The following is a 24,344-nucleotide window of genomic DNA, read 5'->3' as shown; positions in this document are numbered from 1 at the left end:
CCGCTTTGGCACGGTGCGGACACAATGTCGCGAGCGCTAAGGAAGGCCGCGAGCGAAAGGGACACGCAGGCAAGACGCCCGATTGCACAGGCTGCGGCGACAGCCTCGTGTGCCTGGTGAGACCCGTACCGGTATCGACAAACAAAGATTGCATAAGATGGATTATGGAACTTATAGCTTATTGCGACCCGATTTGCGGACGTCGTTTTATACAGTCACACCAGTTAGATAAGAGCCATTCCTGAAGCGCGGCATTCAATCTGAGCCGGGCCTCACGCTGATCACACTGGCACCTGTCGCCTGAGCCAGCGCTTTCGGATCGACCGAAAAGACGCTGTCCGGACGACCGGCGGCTGCCCAGACGATGTCGTGGCTCATCAGCGCTTCGTCCATGTAGACCGGCACCGCGATCTTGTGGCCGATCGGCGCGACGCCGCCGATGGCGAAGCCTGTCTCGTCGCGGACACGGCGGCCGTCGCAGCGGCCGAGCTTGAGACCGTGCACTGATGCCAGATGATCCAGATCGGCGTTGTGCGCGCCGGAGACCAGCAAAAGCGTGATGGCGCCGGTATCGCTGTTCTCGAAGACCAGCGACTTGACGATCTGGCCGACCTGACATTGGCACGCGGCCGCAGCATCCTCGGCCGTGCGCGTGGAGTCAGCCATCCTGACGATCTCGATATCAAGGCCAAGCTCGGTGGCTGTCTCCGAGACGCGTCTGATCGACGAGCCGGCCGGCAGTTCGTCGCGCTTGAGAACGGTTTTGCTCATAGCTCCAACTCGTATTCGATTGTCATTCCGTCATAGGCCGGCTCGACATGCGGCGGCGTCTCGTTGAGCACCGTCTCGTAGTCGAGCGGAATATGCATGTGCGTCAGGATGGCATGTTTCGCGCCGAGCTTTTCGACCCACCAAAGCGCCTGGTCGATCGACAGATGGCTCGGATGCGGCTTGTACTGAAGCGAGTCGATGACGATGTGTTCGAGGCCCTGAAGCTTGGGCACGGTATCGCGCGGAAAATCGCTGACATCCGAGCAATAGGCGAAATCGCCGAAACGGAAACCCAGCGAGATGATCGTCCCGTGCTGCTGGCGCAGCGGCAGAACCTCGATAGGGCCACCCTGCCCGTGGATCGTCACGGGCTTGTCGAGATCCTCGATCACCCGCGCCTCGATGATCGGCGGATAGGACGAACCTTCCGGCGTCTCCAGGCAATAGCCGAAACCGGCGCGGATCCGCCGCATGGTTTCGGCATCGGCAAATATCGGAACGCGCCGGCGTTGTGTCAGGGCGAAGCCGCGCAGATCGTCGATGCCATGAAGATGGTCCGCATGCGCATGCGTGTAGAGCACGGCATCGATATCCCGTACTTCGGCGGATATCATCTGCTGGCGAAAATCCGGGCCGGTATCCACGACGACGGTCGTCACGCCGCCGTCTTGCGCAATCTGGCGCAGCATCATCGAGGCGCGCGTGCGACGGTTCTTCGGATTGGCCGGATCGCATTTGCCCCATTCTCCGTTGATGCGCGGCACGCCGGGCGACGACGCGCAGCCGAGAATGGTGAACTGACGCCGTACCGCTGCCATCCGCCTACGCTGCCCTCGGCATTCGGGTGAAGAGCCGGTAGGCGTTCTCGGTGGTCAGGTCGCGGATTTCCGGTTCCGAAAGACCGATCGTTTCGCCGAGAATGCGCGCGGTGTTGACGACATAGGACGGCTCGTTCCGCTTGCCGCGCTTGGGCGGCGGAGCCAGATAAGGCGCGTCGGTTTCTATTAGCAGGCGCTCATGTGGAATCGTCCTGGCGATCGTGCGCAACTCGTCCGACTTGCCGAATGTCACAATGCCGGAGAACGAGACATAACCGCCGAGCCTGACGCCGACATCGGCCAGTTCCTGACCGGCGGAGAAACAATGGAGAATGAACGGGAAGGCCCCCTTCCCCATTTCATCCTCGAGCGTCGCCGCCATGTCCTCGTCCGCCGCGCGCGAATGGATGACAAGCGGCAGCCCGGTCTGCCGGCTCGCGTCGATATTGGCGCGGAAGACATCGAGCTGCACCTCGCGCGGCGCGTTGTCGGGATAGAAGAAATCCAGACCGGCTTCGCCGATCGCCACGCATTTCGGATGGCGTGACAGTTCGATGATCTCGGCGGTCGTGACGTCGGTTTCCTCGCCGGCATTACCCGGATGGGTACCGACCGAGCAGAAGACGTCCTCATAGGTTTCGGCGACGGCCTTGATGCGATCGAATTTCCTCACCCGCGTGCAGATCGTGACCATGCGCACGAGCCCGGCGTCGCGGGCCCGTTCGATCACCTGATCGCGCTCGGGAGCGAAATCGTCGAAATCCAGATGGCAATGGGTATCGATGACCGGATGCGCCTTCACGTCGAAACTCTCGGCAGACATCTAATCAGGCCTCCGCGTCTTTCTCGACATAGCGCGGGAAAACCCCCTCGGGCTTCGGCAGTTCGGTACCCGGCACGAGAGCCGCCTTCTCGACGTGGAAGACCCGCTTGTCGGCGGGCACGGCCACCAGATCGAGCAGCTTCGCGGCGCTTTCCGGCATGAAGGGCTGGATGGCGATCGCGACCACGCGCACCACTTCGGCCGTCACATAGAGAACCGTCGCCATGCGTGCCGGATCGGTCTTCTTCAGAGCCCAGGGCTCCTGCCCGGCGAAATAGCGGTTGGCTTCGGCCACCACTTCCCAGACGGCTGCAAGCGCCTTGTGGATCTGCTGGTTGCCCATCTCGGCAACCATCCTGTCGTAGATGCCATAGGCAGCCTTCAGGATCGCGTCGTCCTCGGCGGTGAAGTCACCGTGTTCGGGCACCTTGCCGTCGCAATTCTTGGCAATCATCGACAGCGAGCGCTGCGCCAGATTGCCCAGGTCATTGGCGAGATCGGAATTGATACGCGCGGTAATCGCTTCGTGGCTGTAGGCGCCATCCTGGCCGAAGGAGACGTCGCGCATGAAGAAGTAGCGTACCTGGTCGAGACCGTATTCCTCGATCAGCGCAAACGGGTCGACGACGTTGCCGACCGACTTCGACATCTTCTCGCCCTTGTTGTTGAGGAACCCGTGGGCGAAAACCCGCGCGGGAAGTTCGAGGCCCGCCGACATCAGGAAGGCCGGCCAGTAGACCGCGTGGAAGCGGACAATGTCCTTGCCGATAATGTGCAGCGCGGGCCAGTAGCCCCATTTCTCGCCATTCTCGTCGGGGAAGCCGGCGGCCGTGATGTAGTTGGTCAGCGCATCGACCCAGACATACATGACGTGCTTGTCGTTGCCCGGAACCGGAACGCCCCAGTCGAATGTGGTGCGCGAGATGGACAGATCCTTGAGCCCGCCGCGCACGAAGCTTGCAACCTCGTTGCGGCGTTCTGCCGGCATCACGAAACCGGGGTTTTTCTCGTAGAGTTCCAGAAGCTTGTCGCCATAGGCCGACAGGCGGAAATAGTAGCTCTCCTCTTCCACCCACTCGACCGGCGAACCGAGCGGCTCGCGGCGCACGCCGTCCTCGCCGACGGTCGTCTCGCTTTCGTCGAAATAGGCTTCCTGGCGCACCGAGTACCAGCCGCCGTACTTGCCGAGATAGATATCGCCATTGGCTTCCATCCGCCGCCAGAGTTCCTGCACGGCGATCTTGTGGCGCTCCTCGGTGGTGCGGATAAAGTCGTCGTTGGAGCAGTTGAGACGAACGAGCATGTCCCTGAAGACCGCCGAATTGCGGTCGGCCAGCTGGAGCGGCGTGATCCCGTCCTTCTCCGCGGTCTGCTGCATCTTCTGCCCATGTTCGTCCGTGCCCGACAGGAAGAACACGTCCTTGCCGTCGAGCCGCTGGAAACGCGCCAGCACGTCCGTGGCGATCGCGGTGTAGGCGTGGCCGATATGGGGAACGCCGTTGGGATAGAAGATCGGCGTGGTGATGTAGAAACGCTCGGAACTCATGAAGACCTCGGTGAAGGTGCGATCGATGGCGCAGTCAGCGCGCCTTTGGCGCCGTCATAAGGGAAAATTTCCCGCGATGCCATGTCGTTATCGGTCAAAAATCAGTCGAACAGGATCGAAAACAAATTGATGACCGCCTGACCGCGATCGAGATTGTAGGTTTCGGCGCGCTCGAAATGTGCGGCGACGGCGGAGGCGCGTTCTGCTTCGCGGGCGGCTTCACGTCCCCTGCCCTGGGCCGCCAGGTGGCCGGAATGGCGCCTGACGCGACTGATGACGTGATCGACGAAGAAGTGATAGGCGATATCGCGGTCCTTCGCCGAGAGCGCCTGGGCGAGCTTGTGTATTTCCGACCGGTCGGAAACGGCTGATCGGTCCATCAGGGAATCGAAGGTTCCTGCGATCTCGACGCCACCGTAATTCGCCATCACCAGCGCGCGGGCCACGCTGCCCTCGGTCGCCTCATAGCCGCTGTCGAGGTCGAAGCGCACGCCGAGATGATCGAGCGCCGCGCCCATCGCGCCGCGATCGAGCGGATCGAGAGCGAGCCCGAGGCAACGGGAGCGGATCGTCGGCAGCAGGCGGCCCGGAGCATGTGACAGGACCAGGAACAGCGAGTTCTTCGGCGGTTCCTCGAGCGTCTTCAGAAGCGCATTGGCCGCATTGCGGTTCATGTGATCGGCCGCATCGATCACCGCAATGCGCCAATTGTCCGAGCCCGCGGTCTGGCTGAAGAAGTGGCCGACGCGGCGCACTTCATCGACCGTGATCACGCTCTTCATCTTGCCGGTCTTCTCGTCGAAGGGCCGGCGAATATGCAGGATATTGTGCGACGCTCCCGATGCGATCTGCCGCGCGACGGCGGAACCCGGATCGGGATCCCCGATGACCTCCGGCGCCTCTGTCGGTTTCGGGTGCGAAATCACATGGTTGGCGAAACGGAAGGCAAGCGTGGCCTTGCCGATGCCCTCCGGTCCCTCGATCAGGATCGCATGGTGCAGGCGGCCATTGCGATAGCTGTCGGCAAGAAATCGCTCCGCTTCGTCATGGCCGAAGAGAACGGTATTGGCTTCGGGCGCGATCGCGCCGTCGAGCATGTCGGGACGATCACTCACGATTACCGGCCCTTGGCGCTTTTCTCGCGGACGGGAAGCGCCGGCAGGATCGGGTCGACATGTTCGAGAACGGAAAGCGCGACGGCATCCTGGGACAACGTTCCGTCGATCAGTTTGCAGCGCTTCGGCTCGGACTGGGCGAGATCGCGGAATGCCTGCCGCCGCATCTCGTGGGTGCTTATTTCTTCCTTCTCGAAGCGGTCCGGTCCTGCACTGTCGCTGCTGCCGCGCTTGCGGGCGCGTGCCAGCCCCGATTCAGCGGGCACGTCGAGGATGATGGTAAGGTCGGGCATCACGCCATTGACCGCGACGCGCTCGAGATTGCGCATCAGAGCCGGTTCGAGATTTCCGGTCACGCCCTGATAGACGCGGCTCGAATCGATGAACCGGTCGCAGAGAACGATGGTACCTTCGGCGAGAGCCGGACGGATGACCTGCTCCACATGGTCGGAGCGCGCCGCGGCGAAAAGGACGGCTTCCATGCGGACACCGAATTCCTCGGCCTGACCGCTCAGGAGAACGTGACGAACGGCCTCTGCGCCCTGCGAACCGCCGGGTTCCCGGGTAACGAGCACATCGTGGCCGCGACGGCGCAAAAGGTCCGCGAGCCGGCTGATCTGGGTGGATTTCCCGGCCCCCTCACCGCCTTCGAATGTGATGAAACGTCCCTTGCTCTGGCTCAAGTTCTCAGTCCGGCTCTGTCTTGTTGCTGCGAGTCAGTTCCAGAATTGGACCAGTTCGATCAGCGCGTCCAGTGCCTGTTGATGAATCGGGCCCTTCTTCACCGATCGTGCGGCGTAGAGCGGCTCCTCCCGGCTGAGTGTATCGCCGATATAGATGTAGAGATCGCCGACGTGATCCCCCTCCTCGACCGGCGCCTTGAGCGGCCAGCTGTACCGTACGCGCGCAACCAGCCGGTCCGGATTGGTCAATGGCAGGAAAATGTCGATCGGCCCCTTCGCCTTGAGCGGCAACGCCCCCTCGCCGCCATAGACCGACGCGGTCGCGACGACTTCGCCTTCCTTGAAAAGCGGTTTGCGCTCAAAGGAGCGGATACCCCATTCAAGGATCTTGCGGGCTTCCTCGCGACGCTCATTCTGGCTTTCGAGCCCGCTCATGGCGAGGAAGAGCCTCTTGCCGTCGCGCTGGATCGAGGAGACGATCGCATAGCCGGAGGCTTCCGTAAAACCGGTCTTCAGGCCGTCCACGCCGATATCGAGGCCGAGCAGCGGATTGCGGTTGCGCTGCCGGATCTTGTTCCAGGTGAAATCCTCCTGGGAATAGTAGTGATAGAACTCCGGATAGTCCTGGTAGATGTGCCGGGCGAGAAGGACCAGGTCGCGCATCGTCACCTTGGACGTTTCGTCCGGCAGGCCGGTGGAATTGCCGAAGACCGAGTGCTCAAGACCCAGCTTGCGGGCGCGTTCCGTCATCAGACGCGCGAAATTGTCTTCCGACCCGGCCATGCCTTCGGCAATGACGATGCAGCCGTCATTGGCCGACTGGATGATCACGCCCTGAATCAGGTCGCGCAACGCGATACTGGAATGAATTTCGGCGAACATGGTCGATCCGCCGGAGACCGCGCCGCCGGTGCGCCAGGCATTTTCGGAAACCTGGTATTCGTCGTCGAGCGTCAGCCGGCCGCTCTTGATCGCATTGAAGACGACTTCCATCGTCATCAGTTTCGCAAGCGAGGCTGGTGGAACCGGATCGTTCTCGTTCTTGGCGAACAGCACGGTTCCGGTGTCTGCCTCGACCAGATAGGCCTGCTTCGCCTTCGTTTCGAAAAGCTGTGCCGATGCCGGGCCGGCCGCCAGCCAGGCCAAAACGAACAGGACGAATGCCGTAGGGAAGAAAGTCAGCCGCACCCGGGCCTCCCGGTTCTATCGAGATGTATTGATAGTTTGGGACCCTAATTCATGCCTTCAAGATTTGAAACAGCCGGAAGCCGGAGATTTCACTTCTTGAGTTTGGTCACCACAAGGGAGAACGGATCGACATCCGTCGTCACACGGTTGCCGCGATAGGCGAGACCGATGTTGCGGAAGCCGTCGTCTGAACTTTTAACCGACGTCGCATCGACCATCAGCTCAGGACGCTCCTCGACATAGGGACCGACCTCCGGCAGGCTGAAACCGGCCGGCAGGAACGCGGGCGAAACCAGATCGCCGGAAGGCGCGGCTGCGGGAACCGCGGCGACGGCAACTACCGGCATGTCAGGGGCTGCCTGCGCTTCGGCGAAAGCCGTCGCGGCGGCAGCGGCGGAACCCGCCTCACCGACGCCGGGCAGCGAACCCGACGGGGTCGGGCCGTTCATCGCGAGCATGGTGCCCGAACCGGCAGGCGCGATCTGATCGGGTGACTGATAGGATGCCATCAGATAGTTCGTATCGTCGCCATCGACGGGTGCGCGTCCGACATATTCGACGCGGACGGCAGCCACGCCGTCGCCCTTCATGGCGAGAAGATCGGCGGCCTTGCTGGAAAGATCGATGATCCGGCCGTGGGCATAGGGTCCGCGGTCATTGACGCGAACGATCACCGAGTGACCGTTCTTCTTGTTCGTCACGCGCGCATAGCTCGGAAGCGGGAATGTCGGGTGCGCGGCAGAAATATGGTACTGGTCGTAGATCTCGCCATTGGCGGTCTTGCGGCCATGGAAATTTGGTCCGTACCAGGAGGCCAGGCCCGATTTGTCGTAGGTCGGATCTTCTTCGGGCGTGTACCATTTGCCGCGGACCTTGTACGGCTTGCCGACGAATTCCCGGCCACCGCCCTTTGCGACGACCTTGTCCGTGGTTACCCGCGGACTCGCCTCGACGCCGTATTCGGCGGAGGAGAATTTCGTCACGTTCGAGATTTCAGCCTTTTCAGACTTGCTTCCGCCTGAACTTGTTTCGCAGCCGGTCAAGGCCGGAAAAACAGCGATCAGGCCAACGGCAACCACCGTCCGGCCGATCTGCTTACGTGTCGGAGTGTCCCACTTCAACGCCGTCTGTCCCCTGGCGGGCTTGCCGTACCCGCATGCAATTTCCAATTTCATTTCCGCGCTTAATCGCGAAATACGACCGAAGAAGCAAGCCCCTTGCTTCCGGCGCATCCCAAATCAGTCATCAAAGTGGCAGAAATGCGGTCGCTAAAAACCGTACCGCCCGAATATCGGATGGGTAGGGTTAAAATACGGTAAACAATCGTTACACTATATGTCCGGGCTTATCCCCGATCAGCTGTCGATGCGCGCCGTGCCGGACTTTCCGTCATCACGAACCCAGTTGAGGGTTTTCGCGCCAGTCTTCTCGATCGTGAAACACGTTGCCTTGCCGTCGTACCAGGTAGGCCATTGCTGACAGAGATTCGCGCCGTCGACCCACCATTTGCCGGTCTCCTTCGGAGCCATGAACTTGCCGAGCCCCAGCGCCGAGCCGTCGCCACTGACAGCGCCGGACGTCTGGTAATAGAGCGGAAACTCACCGCCGAACGGGGTCTGCAGGTAGATGCGCTTTCCGGATACGAGCGTCTTCAGGTCCTGGCCGCGCAGGTTTTCAGCCTGAACCGGCGCGGCGGCAAACAGGGATACCGCAAGGACCGCTGCGGCCGTAGCGCATAGTGTTCTGATCATGGCAACCTCCTTTTCCGTCCGCTCCTGTAACGGTTGGGAGGCCCGAAGGGTTTCACCTCCATCGAGGATTTGTAGCCAGGATCGCAGGGACTATAAGGGGCGCGGCACATCTTGGCGGGGAGATTCGCGTAATGACCATGCCCTGGGCGATTGGACTGATGACGGGCACCGTTCTGGACGGCAATGTCGATATCGCGATGATACGCACCGACGGTTCGGAAATCGCCGAGTTCGGCCCCTGGGAACTGGCCCCCTACCCCGAACACGTTCCGCCGGTCCTCGAGGAAGCGCTGAAGCAGGCGCGCCTGTGGAATTTCGAAGGCCCCGAGCCGGCCATCTTCGCCGAAGCCGAAGCGCTTCTGACCCGCGCGCAGTCGGAGGCCGTCAATACCTTCCTGAAGAAGAACGGAATGGCCGCGAGCGACGTCGCCGCCATCGGATTTCACGGCCAGACGGTTCTGCACCGGGCGCCGAGTTCAAGCGCGAGAGGCAAGACCCGTCAGCTTGGAAGCGGATCGCTGATGGCCCGGATCACCGGCATCGATACGGTCTTCGATTTCCGCACGGCCGATATCGAGGCGGGTGGGCAGGGAGCACCGCTGTCGGCCATCTATCACGCCGGCATGCTCTCGAGTATCGGCGCGGGACCGGAAACGGCGATTCTCAATCTGGGCGGCGTCGCCAATGTCTCCTGGACCGACGGCGAGACGTTGGTGGCCTTCGATACCGGACCGGCCAATGCACCGGTCAACGACTGGATCAAGGCGCATGGAAGGGGGGCATTCGACCGGGACGGCAAGATTGCCGCAAGCGGAAAGGCGGATGAGGCAAGGCTGCAAAAGCTGCTCGGGCATCCCTATCTCGTGGCGCCCTACCCCAAATCGCTCGACAGGTTCGATTTCGGCATGCAGATGGCAGACGGACTTGATCTCGAAGATGGCGCAGCCACGCTGACGGCTTTCACCGCCGCGGCCGTCGGCAAGGCACTCGATATTCTTCCGGTTCGCCCGGAACGTTTGATCGTCTGCGGCGGCGGGCGCAGGAACCCCGTGATGCTGGCGGAGATTTCGAAACGCGCCGGCGTCCAGGCCGATGCAGCGGAGAAGGCAGGGTTCCGGGGCGACGCCGTGGAGGCCGAGTGTTTTGCCTATCTCGCCATGCGCCGCCTCAATGACCTTCCGATCAGTTTCCCGACGACGACCGGCGTGCCTGCGCAGATGTCCGGCGGCCGAATCGCCCGCGCCTAGCGCTCGGTAATTTCACCGGCGCCGATGGTCCGGATATCGCCGTCGGCGCCAGGCAGTCTGGAGACACCCGGCAGGATGCCCGCGCGCCGCGGCAAGCCGATGATACACGAAATCACGGTCTGACGTAGGAATAGCCCTGTTCCTGCAATTCCATCAGGCGAACGACGCCCGACGGCACGACAGTGGCCTCCGATACCAGCTCGATCGTCTTTCCGGCCTTCTTCTCCATGCCGGCCAGCGTGTTGCCGCAGGCTGCGAAGGTGAGATTCTCGTCCTCGAGCGACATGGCCGAGATGCGGTCCTTCACCGGGCTGTCAGCGGTCAGCATCTTCAGACCCGGACCGTAGGTCACGATCTCGATATCGACGCTTTCGCCCTTCTCGTCATAATAGGAGCGCACGTTTTTGGCGTTATTGAGCGCCATGTTCATGACCTGCTCGTCACTCTCGTCGACATGGATGGCGAGCTTGTGTTGCGCATCCGCGGCGAATGCGGGAACCGTGAGGACAGCCACGAGCGTGGCGGCGGCGATGGCCCTGAGCAGTTTCATGATTTCCTCCTGGCGGCATGTTTCGCGCATTGATTTCGCACCGTCGCGAGGTGCAATTATCGCCAAAATCTACCCCTCCTTCTCCATTGCTCCAAGAGATGAAGCTTGCGCGAAATTGCGGACGGACGAAAAATCGCGACCGCAATCGCCCTTCGCCTCGGCATTTCAACCTTTCCCCCGCAGAGGAATGGACAGCTACGGCGCGGAACAGGTTGACGGCGAAATGCTGGCAGCTATAAGCGCAGATCGTTGCGACGCGTTCCTGCGGGTTGCCATCGACGGAACCGGGTCGAAGGCCGGAACGCAAACTGGGCAACGATTTGGAGAGGTGGCCGAGCGGTTTAAGGCACCGGTCTTGAAAACCGGCGTGCGGGAGACCGTACCGTGGGTTCGAATCCCACCCTCTCCGCCATTGCCCGCAAAATATTGAAAACGCCGGACGCTTTCGGACGGCGCCAGGTCGGCTGGCGTATCAGTCGTGATCGTCCATTTTCGCCGAGACATCGTCTTCGAGCCAGCTGACCTTCAGTCCCTTGCCTGTTTCAAACTATCTCCTGGCCAGTCGACATCGCTTGCCGTGAACAATGATCGCTTATGGTCGGGGTCGCGTCTGTGAGGCGTTGCATATGGCCGAGGTTCCGGATGGCGCGCTTGGAACGATCGGCAAGCTGATTGCCTGCGCTGGCGCTTAGGGGCCAAGGCAGGATAGAACCACCCGATGACATTCCGATTCATCCATTCGAGCGATCTTCATCTCGGCAAGCGTTTCGGTCAGTTCCCGGGTGATCTTCCCGCGAAACTGCGCGAAGCGCGGCATGCGGCCATCGGCAAGCTGGCGGAACACGCGCGGTCGCACGGCGCGTCCACCGTTCTGCTCGCCGGCGACACCTTCGATACCGAAACCCCTGCCCCCGATGTCCGGCGGCAGGCGCTCGCCGAGATGAGCCACCATGCGCCGATCCGCTGGGTCATCCTGCCGGGCAACCACGATTCGCTTCAGGCGGCGCAGCTGTGGGCGACGCTCCATGCCGAAGCGCCGGAGAACGTCACGCTGGCCGTGGACCCTGAGCCCATCGAGCTTGCGTCCGGCGTCGTCCTGCTGCCCGCCCCCTGCACCTTCCGGCGGCCGGGCAAGGATCTCTCGGAGTGGTTCGACAACGCGCCCACCCCGGACGGTGCGATCCGTATCGGCCTGGCGCATGGCGGGGTCCTGAATTTCTCCGAGGAGGATGGCGGTCTCGACGTGATCGCGCCGGATCGCGCGCGCCGGGCCGGGCTTGCCTATCTCGCGCTCGGCGACTGGCATGGCGGCTTGGAAATCGATCCGCGCACACGCTACAGCGGCACCCCCGAACCCGACCGGTTCAAGCATGACCGCGAGGGGGAAGCACTGCTGGTGGCGGTGCCTGCGCCATCCGCAATGCCGGAGGTTTCCTCCGTGCGGACCGGGACATTCTCATGGCGCGACATGGCCCTCGATCTCCTTGATGGCGACGATGCCGTCACCCGGCTGGACGCGCTCCTGCCCGAACCGCGGGCGCGACGTCAGTCGCTCCTCAACATCGTGGCATCCGGACGCGCGAGGCTTGAAGGCCGTTCGGCACTTGCCGCATGGATCGACGAACTCCGGCCCGACTTCGCCCATCTCGAACTTCATGACGACGCGCTCGAGACCGAATGCGATGCGGGCGACCTCGACGCCATCGACCGGGCCGGTGCCTTGCGCGAGGCGGCCGACGCGCTTCTGGCCGAATCCGAAGACGCGCAACTCTCGCAGGCCGAGCGCGACATCGCCCGTGCGGCGCTTGCCCGCCTTTACGCCCAGGCGCAGGTGATCGCACCATGAAGATCGAGGCCCTGCGACTATTCAACGTCAAGCGATTTGCCGGCCGTGGCGTGGCGATCGAAGGCATCGACGACGGCGTCAACGTGCTCTGCGCGCCGAACGAATTCGGCAAGTCGACGAGCTTCGAGGCCCTGCATGCGCTGTTCTTTCAAGCACATACCGGCACGCCCCAGGCAGTGCAGGCGCTGCGCCCCTATGCCGGCGGCAGTCCCCAGGTCGAGGTCGATATTTCAAACGGCGATGGTCGCTACCGGCTCTCCAAGCAGTTTTACGCCGGACGCTCGGCCAGGGTGACGGATATCGGCTCGGGCCGCCTCATTGCGCAGGCCGACGAGGCCGAGGCCTTTATCGCCGAACTCGTGCGCGGCGGACATTCCGGACCCGCAGGCCTCTTGTGGGTGCGTCAGGGCCTGACCGGCATCGAAAAGCGCAGCAAGAGCGAGGAGGACAGCGAAAAGCAGATCCGTGCCAGCCTGCTCGAATCCGTCCAGGGTGAAATCGAGGCCGTGACCGGCGGCCGGCGCATGACCGAGATCATGGCCAATATCGAAGAGACGCTCGGCGGTCTGGTTACCGCCACAGGCCGTCCGAAGACCGGCGAGCGCTATGCGGCAGCGCTCGAGACGCGCAGCAGACTGGAAGCGGAGGAACAGCGCCTCGGCGCGGAAGTCGTCTCGCTGCGACAGGCGCTCGATCAGCGCGCCGCTGCGAATCGCCGCCTGAGCGAACTCGACAACGCGAAGGAACGCGAAGAGCGCAGGCGGGCGATCGAGACCGCACAGGCAAAATTCGAGGCGGCGCGCTCGCAGGCCGAGAGCCTGCGCACTGCAAAGGCCGAACTCCGGCTGGTTAGTGAACAGCGGGAAACGGCCGACAACGCCCTGACAAGCTTCAGAACCGCTCTGGACCGCGCAGCCACGCTCACCCGGTCACGCGATGAAGCCAGCCGCGCGCACGAAGAGGCTATGGCGCGCCGCAATTCGGCCGCCGCCGCCGTTGCGACCGCGCGCGCGGAAAGCGACGCAGCGGAAACGGCCCAACAGGAGGCACGAACCCTGCTCGAGCGGCTCGACCGCGCCATGAGAGCGCGCGAGACCGCCGAACGCCTGACGGAGCTTCAAGACAAGCTGGCCACCGCCGAAGACCTTCGCCGGCAGACCGAGGAAGCCGACGCCGCCCTGAAGCTGCTCGCGCTTCCCGAGGATGCCATTCCGAGGCTTGAAAAAATCGACCTCGAAATCGTCCAGCTGCGCGCCCTCGCCCAGGCCGCACGTCCGTCGGTCGAAGTCGCCTATGAGCCGCAGGCACCGGGCGTCGCGCTCGACGGACATCCGCTCGAGGATGGCGTGCCCCGCACCTACCGGGGAATGGCGAAGCTTCACATTCTGGGCGTCGGCACGATCGCGCTGAATTCCGGCGCGACGGATGCCGGTGACGACAGGCTCGAGCGGCTCGTCGAGCACAGGCGCTCCCTGCTCGATAAGCTGGGGGTGGAAGACCTCACGGCCGCGCGCAGACGCCAGCAGGATCATTCGCGCAAACAGGGAGAATTGCGGGAGCTCAACGCACGTTTCTCGATGATCGCGCCCGAGGGGCTCCAGGCGCTGAGGCAGGATATTGCTGCCCGGCAGCAGGCTGTTTCCGCCGACGACCCGGAGCCCGAACAGGATCCCGCGCAACTGAGGGCGGCCTTCGACGACGCGGAGCAACGGCGCCAGAATGCACGTTCCGCGCTTCGCGAAGCCGAGCCGGCCCAGACGCTGGCTGCCGACGCCGTGATCTCGGCGCAGGCCTCGCTTGCCGGAATAAGGGCCGAACTGGCACAGGCCGAGGCAATTATCGGACCGGAGGCACTTCGCGCAGAGCACGAGCGCCAGCTTCACGAAAAGCGCGCGCAGCTGGATGCGGCGCTTCTCGCCCATCGCCAGACTGTCGAACGGCTCGAAGGCGAGGCAACGGACCTGCAGGCTGCCGAAGCAACGCTTGCCCGCCTGAGGTCGGTTGCCGATTCCGCTTCCGCCGAGACGGCAAGGCTGCGCGAACAGATCGCAGCATTGTCAGCGGAAATCAGGTCGCGCTCGGATGAAGCGGTAGAAGAGAAATGGCGCGAGACCACCGAGGCGCTTGAAGCGGCCGCGCAGCGGGTAGCGGCTTACGAAAGGGAGATCGCGATCCTGCAACGGCTGCGCGGCGCGCTCGAAGCGGCTCGCACCAATGCGCGGGAGACCTACCTCCGCCCGGTCATAACTGAGTTGCGTCCCCTGCTCGGGCTTCTCTTCGATGACGTCGCGATCACTTTCGACGACAAGACGCTGCTGCCGCAGACCATCCTACGCGATGGCCAGGAGGAAGATGTGGACCGCCTGAGCGGCGGCATGCGCGAACAGCTTTCCATCCTGACGCGGCTGGCTTTCGCGCGCCTGCTTGCCAGGGATGGACACCCGGCTCCGGTCATTCTGGACGATGCCCTCGTCTATTCCGACGACGACCGGATCGAGCGCATGTTCGACGCGCTTCACCGTCAGGCCCGGGACCAGCAGATCATCGTTTTCTCCTGCCGTCAGCGTGCTTTCCAGCAGCTTGGCGGAAACGTCCTGCACATGACCGACTGGGCGCCGCAATCCTAGAGCCGGTTTGCGACGTCCCGGCCGGGCGCTGCAAAAGCAGGGCGTGCTGCTCCGGCAGGCTCGAGCTCCGTCAGCCGACCGCCGTCCATCTGGTGAATACTGTCTGCAACGCGGCGCAGCAATGCTTGATCGTGGCTGATGGCCACGATCCCGAGGCCCTGACGGCTGCGTTGCCGCAGATGGCGCCAGATGTCTGCCTGGGTGACGGGATCGACCATGGCGGTCAGTTCGTCGGCGACGAGAAAGCGGGTTTCGGGCGCCAGGGCTCGCAGGAGACAGATCCTTTGCAACTCGCCGCCCGAGACTTCATGCGGATAGCGATCGTAGCAGCTTCGCGGGACACCGAGCGCCTCCCGGCTCGCCTCGTCCGGCTCCCAGCCCTCCTCGACGATCCTGCCGATACGCCAGCGGGGATCGACCGAGACTATCGCGGATTGGTGGACATACTGAACCGGACACCAGCCCTTTCCCAGCGCTTCGCCGTCGACATGGACCGTGCCTCGTTGCGGTTCCAGATAGCCGGCGAGCAGGCGCGCAAGCGTGGACTTGCCACAGCCGGACGGCCCGCGAATTCCGAGTGTCTGCCCCGGCCCCAGCGCCAGCGTCACGCCGCACACGACTTCGGCACCCGAACGGTAGGCAAACCCGATATCCGTCGCCTCAAGCATCGATCGGACCTTCCGGAGTGAACGCATTCTGCGGCGCCGCCCGCCACAAGGCTCTGGCATAGTCGCCGGTCAGCTCATCGCCCGCGCCGGAGAATGAGCGCGCGGTTTCCATGCCCACAAGCCGGCCTGAATTCAGGATGGCAACGCGATCGGCATATGGCACCGACTGGACAAGATCATGGGTGATGAGAAGGACGCCGCAGCCGGCGTCGGCCATTCCCCGCAGGGTCCGGAGAATGTTTTCGGCGTTTTTCGGGTCGAGGCCGCTTGTCGGTTCGTCGGCCACGATCAGTTGCGGCTGCCCCACCGTCGCCATGGCAAGCATGAGCCGCCGCGCCATGCCCCCGGACAGCTGATGGGGAAAATTGTGTGCGACCGTCCGGGGCAGATTGAAGGTTGAGAGACGTTCCGCCAGTTGTGCTTTGGTCAGCCGCAGATTGCTCCGTTCCGCCGCCCAGGCAAGCTGTCGGCCACACCGGGCCAGCGGATCGAGATGGCTGATGGATTGCGGCACCAGCCCCATATGGCGACCGCGAAAATTCGGGAGCGTCGCGTCGTCCAGCGGCACGCCGTCGAAACGCAACGAGCCTGCGGACCGCGCATTGGGCGGCAGAATGCCGAAAAGCGCATGCGCCAACAGGCTCTTGCCCGCGCCCGATACCCCCACGAGCGCAAGCACCTCGCCGCCTTCCAGTTGAAAGGTCAGGTCGTGGAGCACCTGAATGCTACGCTGCCGCAACACGCCGTCATAGCGGACGAAGGACAGGGAAAATCGCTCGACGTCGAGACGCATCACGATTGCTCCCTGCGGGGATCGGCCAATACCCGCAAACCATTGCCGATCGCATCGAAACAGAGAACCACCGCAAGGAGCGAGAGGCCCGGAAAAAGGCCGAGCCACCATTTTCCGGCCATCAGGAAACGGAGCGAATCCGACAACAGGATGCCGATGGCGGGATTCGACGGCTCGAGCCCGAAGCCGATGAAGGTCAGTGCCGCCTCATGCAGGATGGCGTGGGGAAAGAGCAGGACGAGCCCCACCAGCAATTGCGGCCAGAGATGCGGCAGGAAGTGACCAATCCCGATCTCGGCCCAGGACTTTCCCATCCGCCGCGAGGCAAGGACGAAATCGGACTGGCGCAATTGCAGGATTTCGGCCCGCAGGATGCGCGTCAATCGGGGCCAGTGGGTCACCGCAACCGCAAGGATGACCGCCGTCGTCCCGCCGCCGAGCGCGAATGATATGAGGATCAGCAGAACCAGATGCGGCAACCCCAACGCCACGTCGACGAGGAAGGCGACGAGCGCATCGGCCCAGCGCCCGCAGGTGGTGGCGAAGAGCGCGAGAGCCGCGGCGATGACCACCGAGATCGTCGCCGCGATCAGCCCGACCTGCAGGCTCACCGCCAGCCCGTGAACGGTGCGGGCGAGCATGTCGTGCCCCATCTGGTCCGTTCCGAACCAGTGGCCGGGGGACGGCGCCGCCAGACGCGCAGCGAAATCAGCATCGAGCCCGAACGAACCAAGCGACAGCGAACCGACCGCGACGCCGAGAAGCAGGATGAAGCCGAGGGTCGCCGCCCCGAGCGTGGCCGCGCGATTGGTCGTCCATATCCCGGTCGTCGGCGGCGTTTCGACATCGACGATATCGCTCATGCATCCCCCGTCATCGCAGCAGTTTCCCGTCCATGCGCGGGTCGACGACGCGATAAACGATGTCGGCGATGGCATTGCCGGTGAAAACGAAAAAGGAGAAGAACAGCGCCAGCGCCAGGAGAAGCGGCACGTCGCCCCTGATGCCGGCTTCCACGGTCGCGCGCCCCAGCCCCGGATAGGCGAAGACCTGTTCGGCGAGGATCGAGCCGCCGAACAATTCGCCAAGGGAGGCAAACAGGACCGTCAGGGCGGGAATGGCGGCGTTGCGGGCGCCGTGGCGGATGGCGATCTCCCGTCGGGACGCGCCCTGCGCCCTGGCATAGAGCGCGAAATCCGATTGCATGACTTCGACCATCTTGGCGCGGGTATGGAGCGCGATCTGCGCAACACCCAGCACGCTGAGCGCCGCGAGCGGCAGGATCAGGTGATGCAGCGACTGCAGCCATGTCACCTCTTCCGGCACCACGCCGATCGGGCCGGCGCAGCAGACCGGCGTCCAACCCAGCCCGACGGAAAAGACGGTGAGCAACAGGATCGCAATCCAGAAGGTCGGTGCCGACGCCAGCACATAGGCATAGAGCCGGATGCCCCTGTCGACCCAGGAATCCGGGCGGGAACCCGCAAGGATGCCGAGCGCGAACCCGACAATGCCGGAGAACAGCCACGCAAGTCCCATCAGCGGCAGCGACGTCCGGAACCGGGTGGCGATCACGTCGATCACCGGAGCGTTATACGTCATGGAATAGCCGAGCTCGCCCACGAGCATGTTTCCCAGCCAGTGGAAGAACTGCGCCGGGACAGGCTGGTCCAGCCCCCATCTGGCGGCAATCAGCGCGCGCTGCTCCGGCCCGGCCCGCGCGATATCGGCGCCAAGATAGGCATTGACCGGATCGACCGGAGACGATTTCGCCAGCGCAAAGCTCAACACGGCGACGGCAGCCAGCACCAGAGCCAGCCGCACGAGCCGCGTTGCGATATGAATGCTCCAGAAGGTCACGTCGAGACTATTCGCAGGTCCATCGCCATTGTTCGATCAGCGCGGTGATCGGCCAGCCATGCCCGTGCGGCTCGGTCTGGGTCGCGCCGACGTCGAGACATTCATTGACGAAATAGAGGTGATCCAGATTGACGAGCCACGCCCAGCCCGCCTCACCCTTCGGGCCGAAACCGTCGCTCCCGTCCCACGCGGCCTGCCGCCACTGCTCATGGGACGCTTCGAGGCTTCCTGCGGCCTGGGCGGCGGCAAGATGCCCGTCCACCGCGGCATCGGAAAAATAGCCCACATTGAAGTAATCCACGCCGCTGAGCCGAGACTGATAGAGATTGTAGACTTCGAGCGGTGAGTGGCTCCCCCAGCCGAACATTACCGGTTCGGCGTGCATGACCGCCTCGATCCGGTCCCAGCTCTGTCCCCTCGCGGTCGCTTCGATGCCGAGCGGCTTGAGCAATTCGGCAAGGGCGACAGTCAGCGCCTGCCGGGTCGAATCCGAGGCCGGATAGTTGATCGCGAAGGCGGCGCGCACACCGTTCCTGGCACGAATGCCGTCGTCCCCGGCGATCCAGCCCGCTTCGTCCAGAAGCGCCCTCGCCTTTTCCGGGTCGTAGCTGATCCCAGCTTCGGGATTGGACCACGGAAGCCCGTCGGCCGGCCCATAGGCCGGAGTGCCGTGACCGAGAAGCGCCACCTCGACCAGCTTGTCCCTGTCGATGCCGAGATTGATGGCGCGCCGTATGGCGCGGTCCGAGGTAATCGCATTGCCGATGACCTTTCCGTCCTCGCCGAGGCCCGGCTCAGGAATTGGAAAGGTGATCCCGCGATTGTCGACCGATTGCACCGAAAGCAGCTTGAAGCCGTCGGGCGTCAGGTCGGCGAGCGCTGCCGGGACTGAAACCATGTCAACCTGCCCCGCCCGGGCCGCGGCGAGGCTCGTATCTTCGTCGGTGAACAGGAAGGTGATCTTCTCGAATTCCGCGCGGGGACCGTAATAGTCGGGATTCGCCTCGACGATCAGTTGCTCGCCGTGGGTCCAGGAGACCAGCCTGTAGGGCCCTGAACCGACCGGGTCCGAGGCGTAGCCCTCGCCATAGCGCGCCGCCGGAACGATCCCGAGGCTGTAAAAATTCTCGGCGAATGTGATCCAGGGCTGCTTGAGTTCGATGCGCACCGTGGTGTCGTCGATCGCCGTCGCTCTCTTCAGGACCGTCAGGTCGAGCGCCCCGCCCGCCTTGGCTCCCTCGTTAAAGGTGAAGGCGACATCGGTGGCGGTCAGCGGTGCGCCGTCGGAGAAGCGTGCATCCTTGCGCAGTTCGATCGTCCATGTCAGCCGGTCTGCGGACAGGCTCCACGATCTGGCCAGATCGGGACGTGTCGCGAGTTCCGCGTCGCGCTTCAGAAGCGTGGATTGAAACAGCGGGTGGCCGTAGCGTCCCCATCCCAGCAAGGGGTCATAGCCCGTGTCAGGCTCCCCGCCGATGGCCAGAACCAGCTCGGTCTTCGGTTCGGCGAGCACGGGCGCCGCCATCAGAACGGTTGCAAGGCCTCCGAGGATGAGGCGACGAAATATCATATTCATATGCTCGTTTGTGTATCCTGCCGCCGGCTTGGTGATAGAGTCGCCAAAACGGCCCTGCCATTCTGATAACATTACAAAGTATGATGTCCAGACCAAAACATCATACTTCGGAGGAAACTATGCAACGCGTGACGGTGACCCTGGACGACGACCTGATGGCAGAACTCGACAGGCTGATAGACGTGCGCGGTTATCAGAACCGCTCCGAGGCCATCCGCGACCTCGCCCGCGCGGGACTGCAGCAAGCGGCGGAAGAGACCGGATCGGAGCAGCATTGTGTCGGCGTCCTCAGCTATGTCTATGATCACGAAGCGCGAGATCTCGCCCGTCGCCTGACGACCGTGTTCCACAGCCATCACGACCTCACGATATCGAGCCTTCATGTCCATCTCGACCACGACAATTGCCTCGAGGTCGGCATTCTCAAGGGGCCGATGAAGGAGCTGCAGCATTTTGCCGATCATGTCATCGCCGAACGTTCTGTCCGGCATGGCAGGCTGCAGCTGCTGCCGACGACCACGATCGCGCCGGACGCTTCCGGTTCACCGAAGGATCACGGCCACTGAATGCCAAGGCCGGCGCGCGCTTTGAGCGCACCATTTCGTGTTGGCTTTGCGCGCGGCATTTGCTTAAAGGCTGGCAACGTCCGGAACCCTCGCCGGACGGTTCCCCGGACGCGCGACGAGAATTTGCTGATCGTGCCCCGACGGCGATGACGAGCATGACCCGCGCCGGTTCCAAGGGCGCACAGATTGGAAAGAAGACTGATGCAGGACTGGCAGCAACGAGCAGCGGAACTCTATAACGGCGATTTCCGGCCGATGTTCATCGGCGGCAAATGGTGCGAGGCACGGTCGGGCGAAGTTATCGAGGCGCGCAATCCGGCGAGCGGCGAAATCCTTGCCACCGTGCCGAAGGGCGGTTCCGCCGATATCGACGCTGCCGTCTCCGCTGCCCGCGCCGCTTTCGAAGGCCCCTGGTCGAAATTCACCCCATTCGAGCGCCAGGCGCTGCTTCTGCGCATTGCCGACCTGTTCGAGAAGAACTGGGAAACGCTCTGCCTGTCCGACACGCTCGACATGGGCATGCCGATCCAGCGTACGCTGGCCAACAGCCGCCGCGTTCTGGGCATGTTGCGCTTTTACGCCGGCCAGGCCGTCGCCATCCACGGCCAGACGCTTCAGAACTCTTTCCCGGGTGAAATCTATTCCTCCACCGTGCGGGAGCCGATCGGTGTGGTCGGCGCGATCATTCCCTGGAACGCCCCGATTGCAGGATCGGTCTGGAAGATTGCGCCTGCCCTTGCGACCGGCTGCACCGTGGTCCTGAAGCCGTCCGAAGAAGCCTCGCTGACGGTGCTGATGATCGCCAGGCTGATGCAGGAAGCCGGCCTTCCCGACGGCGTGCTCAACATCGTCACCGGTCTCGGCGCCGAGGCAGGTGCAGCGCTTGCCGAACATCCGGGTGTCAACAAGATCGTCTTCACCGGTTCGACCGCTACCGGTCAGTCGATCGCACGCGCCGCCACCGGAAACCTCAAGCGCGTCTCGCTCGAACTGGGCGGCAAGTCGCCGGTCATCGTCTGCCGCGACGCCGATATCGAAAAGGCCGTGCCGGTCGCGGCCATGTCCGTCTTTGCCAATTCCGGCCAGATCTGCATCGCCGGTTCGCGGCTGTTCGTCGCCCGCGAAATCCACGACGAATTCGTGCGCCGCGTTGCCGATTTCGCCGCCAATCTCAAGATCGGCCACGGTATCGAAGGCGATACCGACATCGGTCCGATCATCTCCGCCCGTCAGTCCGAACGCATCGAGATGTTTCTTCAGGCCGGCCCCTCGGAGGGTGCCGAAGTCATTACCGGCGGCGAAAAGCTCACCGGCGAGGGCTTTGATGGCGGCCACTTCATCCGCCCCACCGTCTTCGGCGGCGTGAAGGATGACATGCGCATCGCCCGTGAGGAAATCTTCGGTCCGGTGATCTCCGCCCTGCCTTTCGACAGCATCGATGAAGTTGTCGCCCGGGCGAACGATACACCCTACGGCCTGGCTGCCGGGGTCTTCACCACCCATCTCGGCACCGCGCACAAGATGGCGCACCGCCTCAAGGCAGGCTCGGTCTGGGTCAACATGTATCACGCCATCGATCCGGTCGTGCCGTTCGGCGGGCTGAAGATGTCCGGCTACGGCAAGGAAGGCGGCCTCGAACACATGGATGCCTATCTCGACACCAAGGCCGTCTGGATCAACACCGACTGATCTCGCCGCGGGGCTGCCGAAACGGCGGTCCTAAAGCATAGAAAGCGTTGAACGGCGACCGGCGAAGCGCTCCATGCGGCCTTTCGCCCGCAACATCCCGTCCATCAGGAGGACAACATGAAGGTTGGTATCATCGGCGTCGGTCTCATGGGCCACGGCATCGCGCGCAATGTTCTGGGGCGCGGCAGGTTCGAACTCTGCTTCCTCGACCATCCCGGCAACCAGCCTGTCGATGAGATCCTCGAACTCGGCGGCACCGCCTGCGCGACACCCGCCGAACTGGCCGCACAGAGCGATGTGGTCATCCTCTGCGTCACCGGCTCGCCGCAGGTGGAGGCTATTCTGACCGGCGAGAACGGCGTGATTTCCGCGCTCAAGCCGGGTTCCGTGGTCATTGACTGCTCGACGGCGCTGCCGGAATCGACCCTCCGCATGGGCGAAGCGGTGAAAGCCAGGGGCGGCGACTATCTCGACGCGCCCATGACCCGCACCGCCAAGCACGCCCATGAGGGCCAGCTCAACCTGCTCGTCGGCGGCGACGAGGCCGTTCTCGACCGCGTCCGGCCGGTGCTTGCGAGCTTCACCGAACTCGTCGAGCATGTCGGCCCTCTCGGCACCGGCCACCGCTTGAAGCTTCTGCACAATTACGTCTCCGTCGGCTTCATGACGCTATTGGCCGAAGCCGCCGCACAGGCCGCCGATGCGAACGTCGATCCGAAGCGCTTTGTCGAAATTCTCGCCAAGGGCGGCGGAGCAAGCGTCGCGCTCGACCGCATGGCGCCCTTCATCACCGACGGTGACCGCGAGGGCTTACCCTTCTTCGTCAGCAACGGCCGCAAGGACATCGAGTATTACCGCACAATGTCCGAACAGGCCGGCGCGCATAAGACGATTGCCGACGGCATCCACGCGGCGCTGACGGCGGCCGTCGATTCGGGACATGGTCAGGCCTATGTGCCGGAACTGGTCCGCATCTTCCGCAAGGGATGATCCGCAAGCCATTGCTTCCCTTGGGGAAACACCGATTGCCGGAAAGCTGCAAGGCGGATCGGATCGCACAAAAGACTTGAAAAAGCGCTCACGCGGCAAACGCGGGCGACCGCATCGCTTGAACCCCGCCGTCAAGACGCATAAGCTCCCCGCCAACAATAAGCAGAACAGGGAGTTCCCATGAAACATTTCAAGTTCGTAGCAGGCGCGGCACTGGCGCTTGGCCTCGCCACCTCCGGCGCCCTCGCCCAGGACATCCAGTTCTTCCGCATCGGCACCGGTGGCACGGCCGGCACCTACTATCCGATCGGTGGACTTCTTGCGAACGCCATCTCCAACCCTCCCGGCTCGCGCCCCTGCGAGGAAGGCGGCTCCTGCGGCGTTCCCGGTCTCGTTGCCTCGGCTCTTTCGGCAAACGGCTCCGTGGCCAACATCAACGCCATCCAGGGCGGGACGCTGGAATCGGGCTTCGCACAGTCCGACGTCGCGACCTGGGCCTATACCGGCACCGGCATCTGGGAAGGCAAGCCCGCGGTTGAGAAACTGCGCGCCATCGCCAATCTCTATCCCGAAAGCATTCACCTCGTGGCAAGCGCCGGCTCCGGCATCAACAGCGTTGCCGACCTGAAGGGCAAGAGGGTTTCCCTCGATGAGCCCGGTTCCGGCACGCTCGTCGACGCCCGCATCATCCTCGAGGGCTATGGCCTGTCCGAAGACGATGTTTCGGCAGAATTCCTCAAGCCCGACCAGGCAGCCGATCGCATGCGCGACGGCGCGATGGATGCGTTCTTCTTCGTCGGCGGCTATCCGGCCGGCGCGATCGCCGAACTCGCCAGCCAGCATGAGGTCAAGCTCATCCCGATCTCCTGCGACGAGGCACCCTCGATCTGCGAAGAGTTCGAGTTCTTTGCATCCGACACCTTTCCGGGCGGCACCTATGAAGGCAATCCGGACGACGTGCAGACGCTTGCCGTCGGCGCGCAGTGGATCACCAGCGCCGACCAGCCGGAAGACCTGATCTACGGCATCACCAAGGCACTGTGGAACGACAATACCCGCAAGCAGCTCGATGCGGGCCACGCCAAGGGCAAGTCGATCACCAAGGAAACGGCTCTCAACGGCGTTGGCATTCCGCTGCATCCGGGTGCGGAGAAGTTCTACAAGGAAGCCGGTCTGCTCAAGTAAGGCAGGACCGGTGTACCGGACTTGAAACGATGCTCGAGGGCCGCGCAGAACC

General features: G+C 63.4%; 22 protein-coding genes, 1 tRNA gene and 1 pseudogene. 9 read left to right on the top strand and 15 right to left on the bottom strand.

Annotated features, from left to right (window positions below):
- Positions 1-255: 255 nt before the first annotated feature.
- From E2A64_RS13525 to E2A64_RS13485, 9 genes are all read right to left on the bottom strand, one after another.
- Complete coding sequence (locus E2A64_RS13525) at positions 256-771, bottom strand: YbaK/EbsC family protein (protein ID WP_133284988.1); 516 nt, start codon at positions 769-771, stop codon at positions 256-258.
- Positions 768-1,589, bottom strand: coding sequence for an MBL fold metallo-hydrolase (locus tag E2A64_RS13520; RefSeq protein WP_133284987.1), 822 nt, complete (start codon positions 1,587-1,589; stop codon positions 768-770). The genes E2A64_RS13525 and E2A64_RS13520 overlap by 4 nt, the downstream gene beginning before the upstream one ends.
- A 4-nt stretch (positions 1,590-1,593) precedes the next feature.
- Complete coding sequence (locus E2A64_RS13515) at positions 1,594-2,412, bottom strand: TatD family hydrolase (protein ID WP_133284986.1); 819 nt, start codon at positions 2,410-2,412, stop codon at positions 1,594-1,596.
- 4 nt (positions 2,413-2,416) lie between these two features.
- Positions 2,417-3,958 carry a methionine--tRNA ligase gene (metG, locus tag E2A64_RS13510; RefSeq protein ID WP_133284985.1) on the bottom strand — a complete coding sequence of 514 codons (1,542 nt, stop codon included), beginning with the start codon at positions 3,956-3,958 and terminating at the stop codon, positions 2,417-2,419.
- Between the two features lie 101 nt (positions 3,959-4,059).
- Positions 4,060-5,076 carry a DNA polymerase III subunit delta' gene (locus E2A64_RS13505; protein WP_133284984.1) on the bottom strand — a complete coding sequence of 339 codons (1,017 nt, stop codon included), beginning with the start codon at positions 5,074-5,076 and terminating at the stop codon, positions 4,060-4,062.
- Positions 5,076-5,756: a dTMP kinase gene (gene tmk, locus E2A64_RS13500; protein WP_133284983.1), complete on the bottom strand. Its 681-nt coding sequence runs from the start codon at positions 5,754-5,756 to the stop codon at positions 5,076-5,078. Before tmk ends, E2A64_RS13505 begins: the two co-directional genes overlap by 1 nt.
- Positions 5,757-5,789: 33 nt before the next feature.
- Complete coding sequence (locus E2A64_RS13495; protein WP_133284982.1) at positions 5,790-6,944, bottom strand: D-alanyl-D-alanine carboxypeptidase family protein; 1,155 nt, start codon at positions 6,942-6,944, stop codon at positions 5,790-5,792.
- A gap of 89 nt (positions 6,945-7,033) precedes the next feature.
- Positions 7,034-8,113: a septal ring lytic transglycosylase RlpA family protein gene (locus E2A64_RS13490; RefSeq protein ID WP_244598279.1), complete on the bottom strand. Its 1,080-nt coding sequence runs from the start codon at positions 8,111-8,113 to the stop codon at positions 7,034-7,036.
- A 186-nt stretch (positions 8,114-8,299) separates the two neighbouring features.
- The gene (locus E2A64_RS13485) at positions 8,300-8,695 is read right to left on the bottom strand and encodes a hypothetical protein (RefSeq protein WP_244598278.1); all 396 of its coding nucleotides are present in this window, start codon (positions 8,693-8,695) and stop codon (positions 8,300-8,302) included.
- A 131-nt stretch (positions 8,696-8,826) separates the two neighbouring features.
- Between E2A64_RS13485 and E2A64_RS13480 the strand changes: the two genes are divergently transcribed.
- A complete protein-coding gene (locus tag E2A64_RS13480) occupies positions 8,827-9,942 on the top strand; it encodes an anhydro-N-acetylmuramic acid kinase (RefSeq protein ID WP_133284980.1) in 1,116 nt (371 codons plus the stop codon).
- Positions 9,943-10,054: 112 nt separating this feature from the next.
- Here E2A64_RS13480 and E2A64_RS13475 read toward each other — a convergent pair whose 3' ends face one another.
- Positions 10,055-10,492, bottom strand: coding sequence for a DsrE family protein (locus E2A64_RS13475; RefSeq protein ID WP_174235792.1), 438 nt, complete (start codon positions 10,490-10,492; stop codon positions 10,055-10,057).
- Positions 10,493-10,814: 322 nt separating this feature from the next.
- Here E2A64_RS13475 and E2A64_RS13470 point away from each other — a divergent pair.
- From E2A64_RS13470 to E2A64_RS13460, 3 genes are all read left to right on the top strand, one after another.
- A tRNA-Ser gene (locus tag E2A64_RS13470) sits at positions 10,815-10,904 on the top strand.
- A 306-nt stretch (positions 10,905-11,210) separates the two neighbouring features.
- A complete protein-coding gene (locus E2A64_RS13465) occupies positions 11,211-12,338 on the top strand; it encodes a metallophosphoesterase family protein (RefSeq protein WP_133284979.1) in 1,128 nt (375 codons plus the stop codon).
- Positions 12,335-14,965, top strand: coding sequence for an AAA family ATPase (locus E2A64_RS13460; RefSeq protein WP_133284978.1), 2,631 nt, complete (start codon positions 12,335-12,337; stop codon positions 14,963-14,965). Before E2A64_RS13465 ends, E2A64_RS13460 begins: the two co-directional genes overlap by 4 nt.
- Here E2A64_RS13460 and E2A64_RS13455 read toward each other — a convergent pair.
- From E2A64_RS13455 to E2A64_RS13435, 5 genes are read right to left on the bottom strand one after another with little or no spacing between them, the layout of a single operon-like run.
- Positions 14,962-15,633, bottom strand: coding sequence for an ABC transporter ATP-binding protein (locus E2A64_RS13455; RefSeq protein WP_133284977.1), 672 nt, complete (start codon positions 15,631-15,633; stop codon positions 14,962-14,964). The two genes, E2A64_RS13460 and E2A64_RS13455, sit on opposite strands and share 4 nt — an antisense overlap.
- A complete protein-coding gene (locus E2A64_RS13450) occupies positions 15,626-16,426 on the bottom strand; it encodes an ATP-binding cassette domain-containing protein (protein ID WP_133285078.1) in 801 nt (266 codons plus the stop codon). Before E2A64_RS13450 ends, E2A64_RS13455 begins: the two co-directional genes overlap by 8 nt.
- On the bottom strand, positions 16,426-17,289 hold the full coding sequence (locus E2A64_RS13445; RefSeq protein WP_133284976.1) for an ABC transporter permease: 864 nt from the start codon (positions 17,287-17,289) through the stop codon (positions 16,426-16,428). Before E2A64_RS13445 ends, E2A64_RS13450 begins: the two co-directional genes overlap by 1 nt.
- Positions 17,290-17,299: 10 nt before the next feature.
- Entirely contained in the window at positions 17,300-18,286 is a 987-nt protein-coding gene (locus E2A64_RS13440; RefSeq protein ID WP_244598277.1) for an ABC transporter permease, read from the bottom strand.
- Between the two features lie 7 nt (positions 18,287-18,293).
- Positions 18,294-19,862, bottom strand: a complete 1,569-nt coding sequence (locus E2A64_RS13435) for an ABC transporter substrate-binding protein (protein ID WP_206662447.1) — start codon at positions 19,860-19,862, stop codon at positions 18,294-18,296.
- A gap of 119 nt (positions 19,863-19,981) precedes the next feature.
- Between E2A64_RS13435 and nikR the strand changes: the two genes are divergently transcribed.
- The 5 genes and pseudogenes from nikR to E2A64_RS13415 all read left to right on the top strand — a co-directional run bounded on the left by nikR (position 19,982) and on the right by E2A64_RS13415 (position 24,292).
- Positions 19,982-20,428, top strand: coding sequence for a nickel-responsive transcriptional regulator NikR (gene nikR / locus E2A64_RS13430; protein WP_133284975.1), 447 nt, complete (start codon positions 19,982-19,984; stop codon positions 20,426-20,428).
- Positions 20,429-20,629: 201 nt separating this feature from the next.
- Positions 20,630-22,117: an aldehyde dehydrogenase family protein gene (locus tag E2A64_RS13425; RefSeq protein ID WP_133284974.1), complete on the top strand. Its 1,488-nt coding sequence runs from the start codon at positions 20,630-20,632 to the stop codon at positions 22,115-22,117.
- A gap of 102 nt (positions 22,118-22,219) precedes the next feature.
- Positions 22,220-22,711: pseudogene (locus E2A64_RS18135) on the top strand (NAD(P)-dependent oxidoreductase); the annotation flags it as partial.
- Positions 22,685-23,107: an NAD-binding protein gene (locus E2A64_RS18130; protein ID WP_280177544.1), complete on the top strand. Its 423-nt coding sequence runs from the start codon at positions 22,685-22,687 to the stop codon at positions 23,105-23,107. The pseudogene E2A64_RS18135 and the gene E2A64_RS18130, both read left to right, overlap by 27 nt.
- 180 nt (positions 23,108-23,287) lie before the next feature.
- Positions 23,288-24,292 carry a TAXI family TRAP transporter solute-binding subunit gene (locus E2A64_RS13415; RefSeq protein WP_133284972.1) on the top strand — a complete coding sequence of 335 codons (1,005 nt, stop codon included), beginning with the start codon at positions 23,288-23,290 and terminating at the stop codon, positions 24,290-24,292.
- The last annotated feature ends 52 nt before the right edge of the window (positions 24,293-24,344 follow it).

It is taken from the genome of Pseudohoeflea suaedae, assembly GCF_004354915.1.
Classification (GTDB): domain Bacteria; phylum Pseudomonadota; class Alphaproteobacteria; order Rhizobiales; family Rhizobiaceae; genus Pseudohoeflea; species Pseudohoeflea suaedae.
This window is presented reverse-complemented; position numbering and strand designations above follow the sequence as displayed.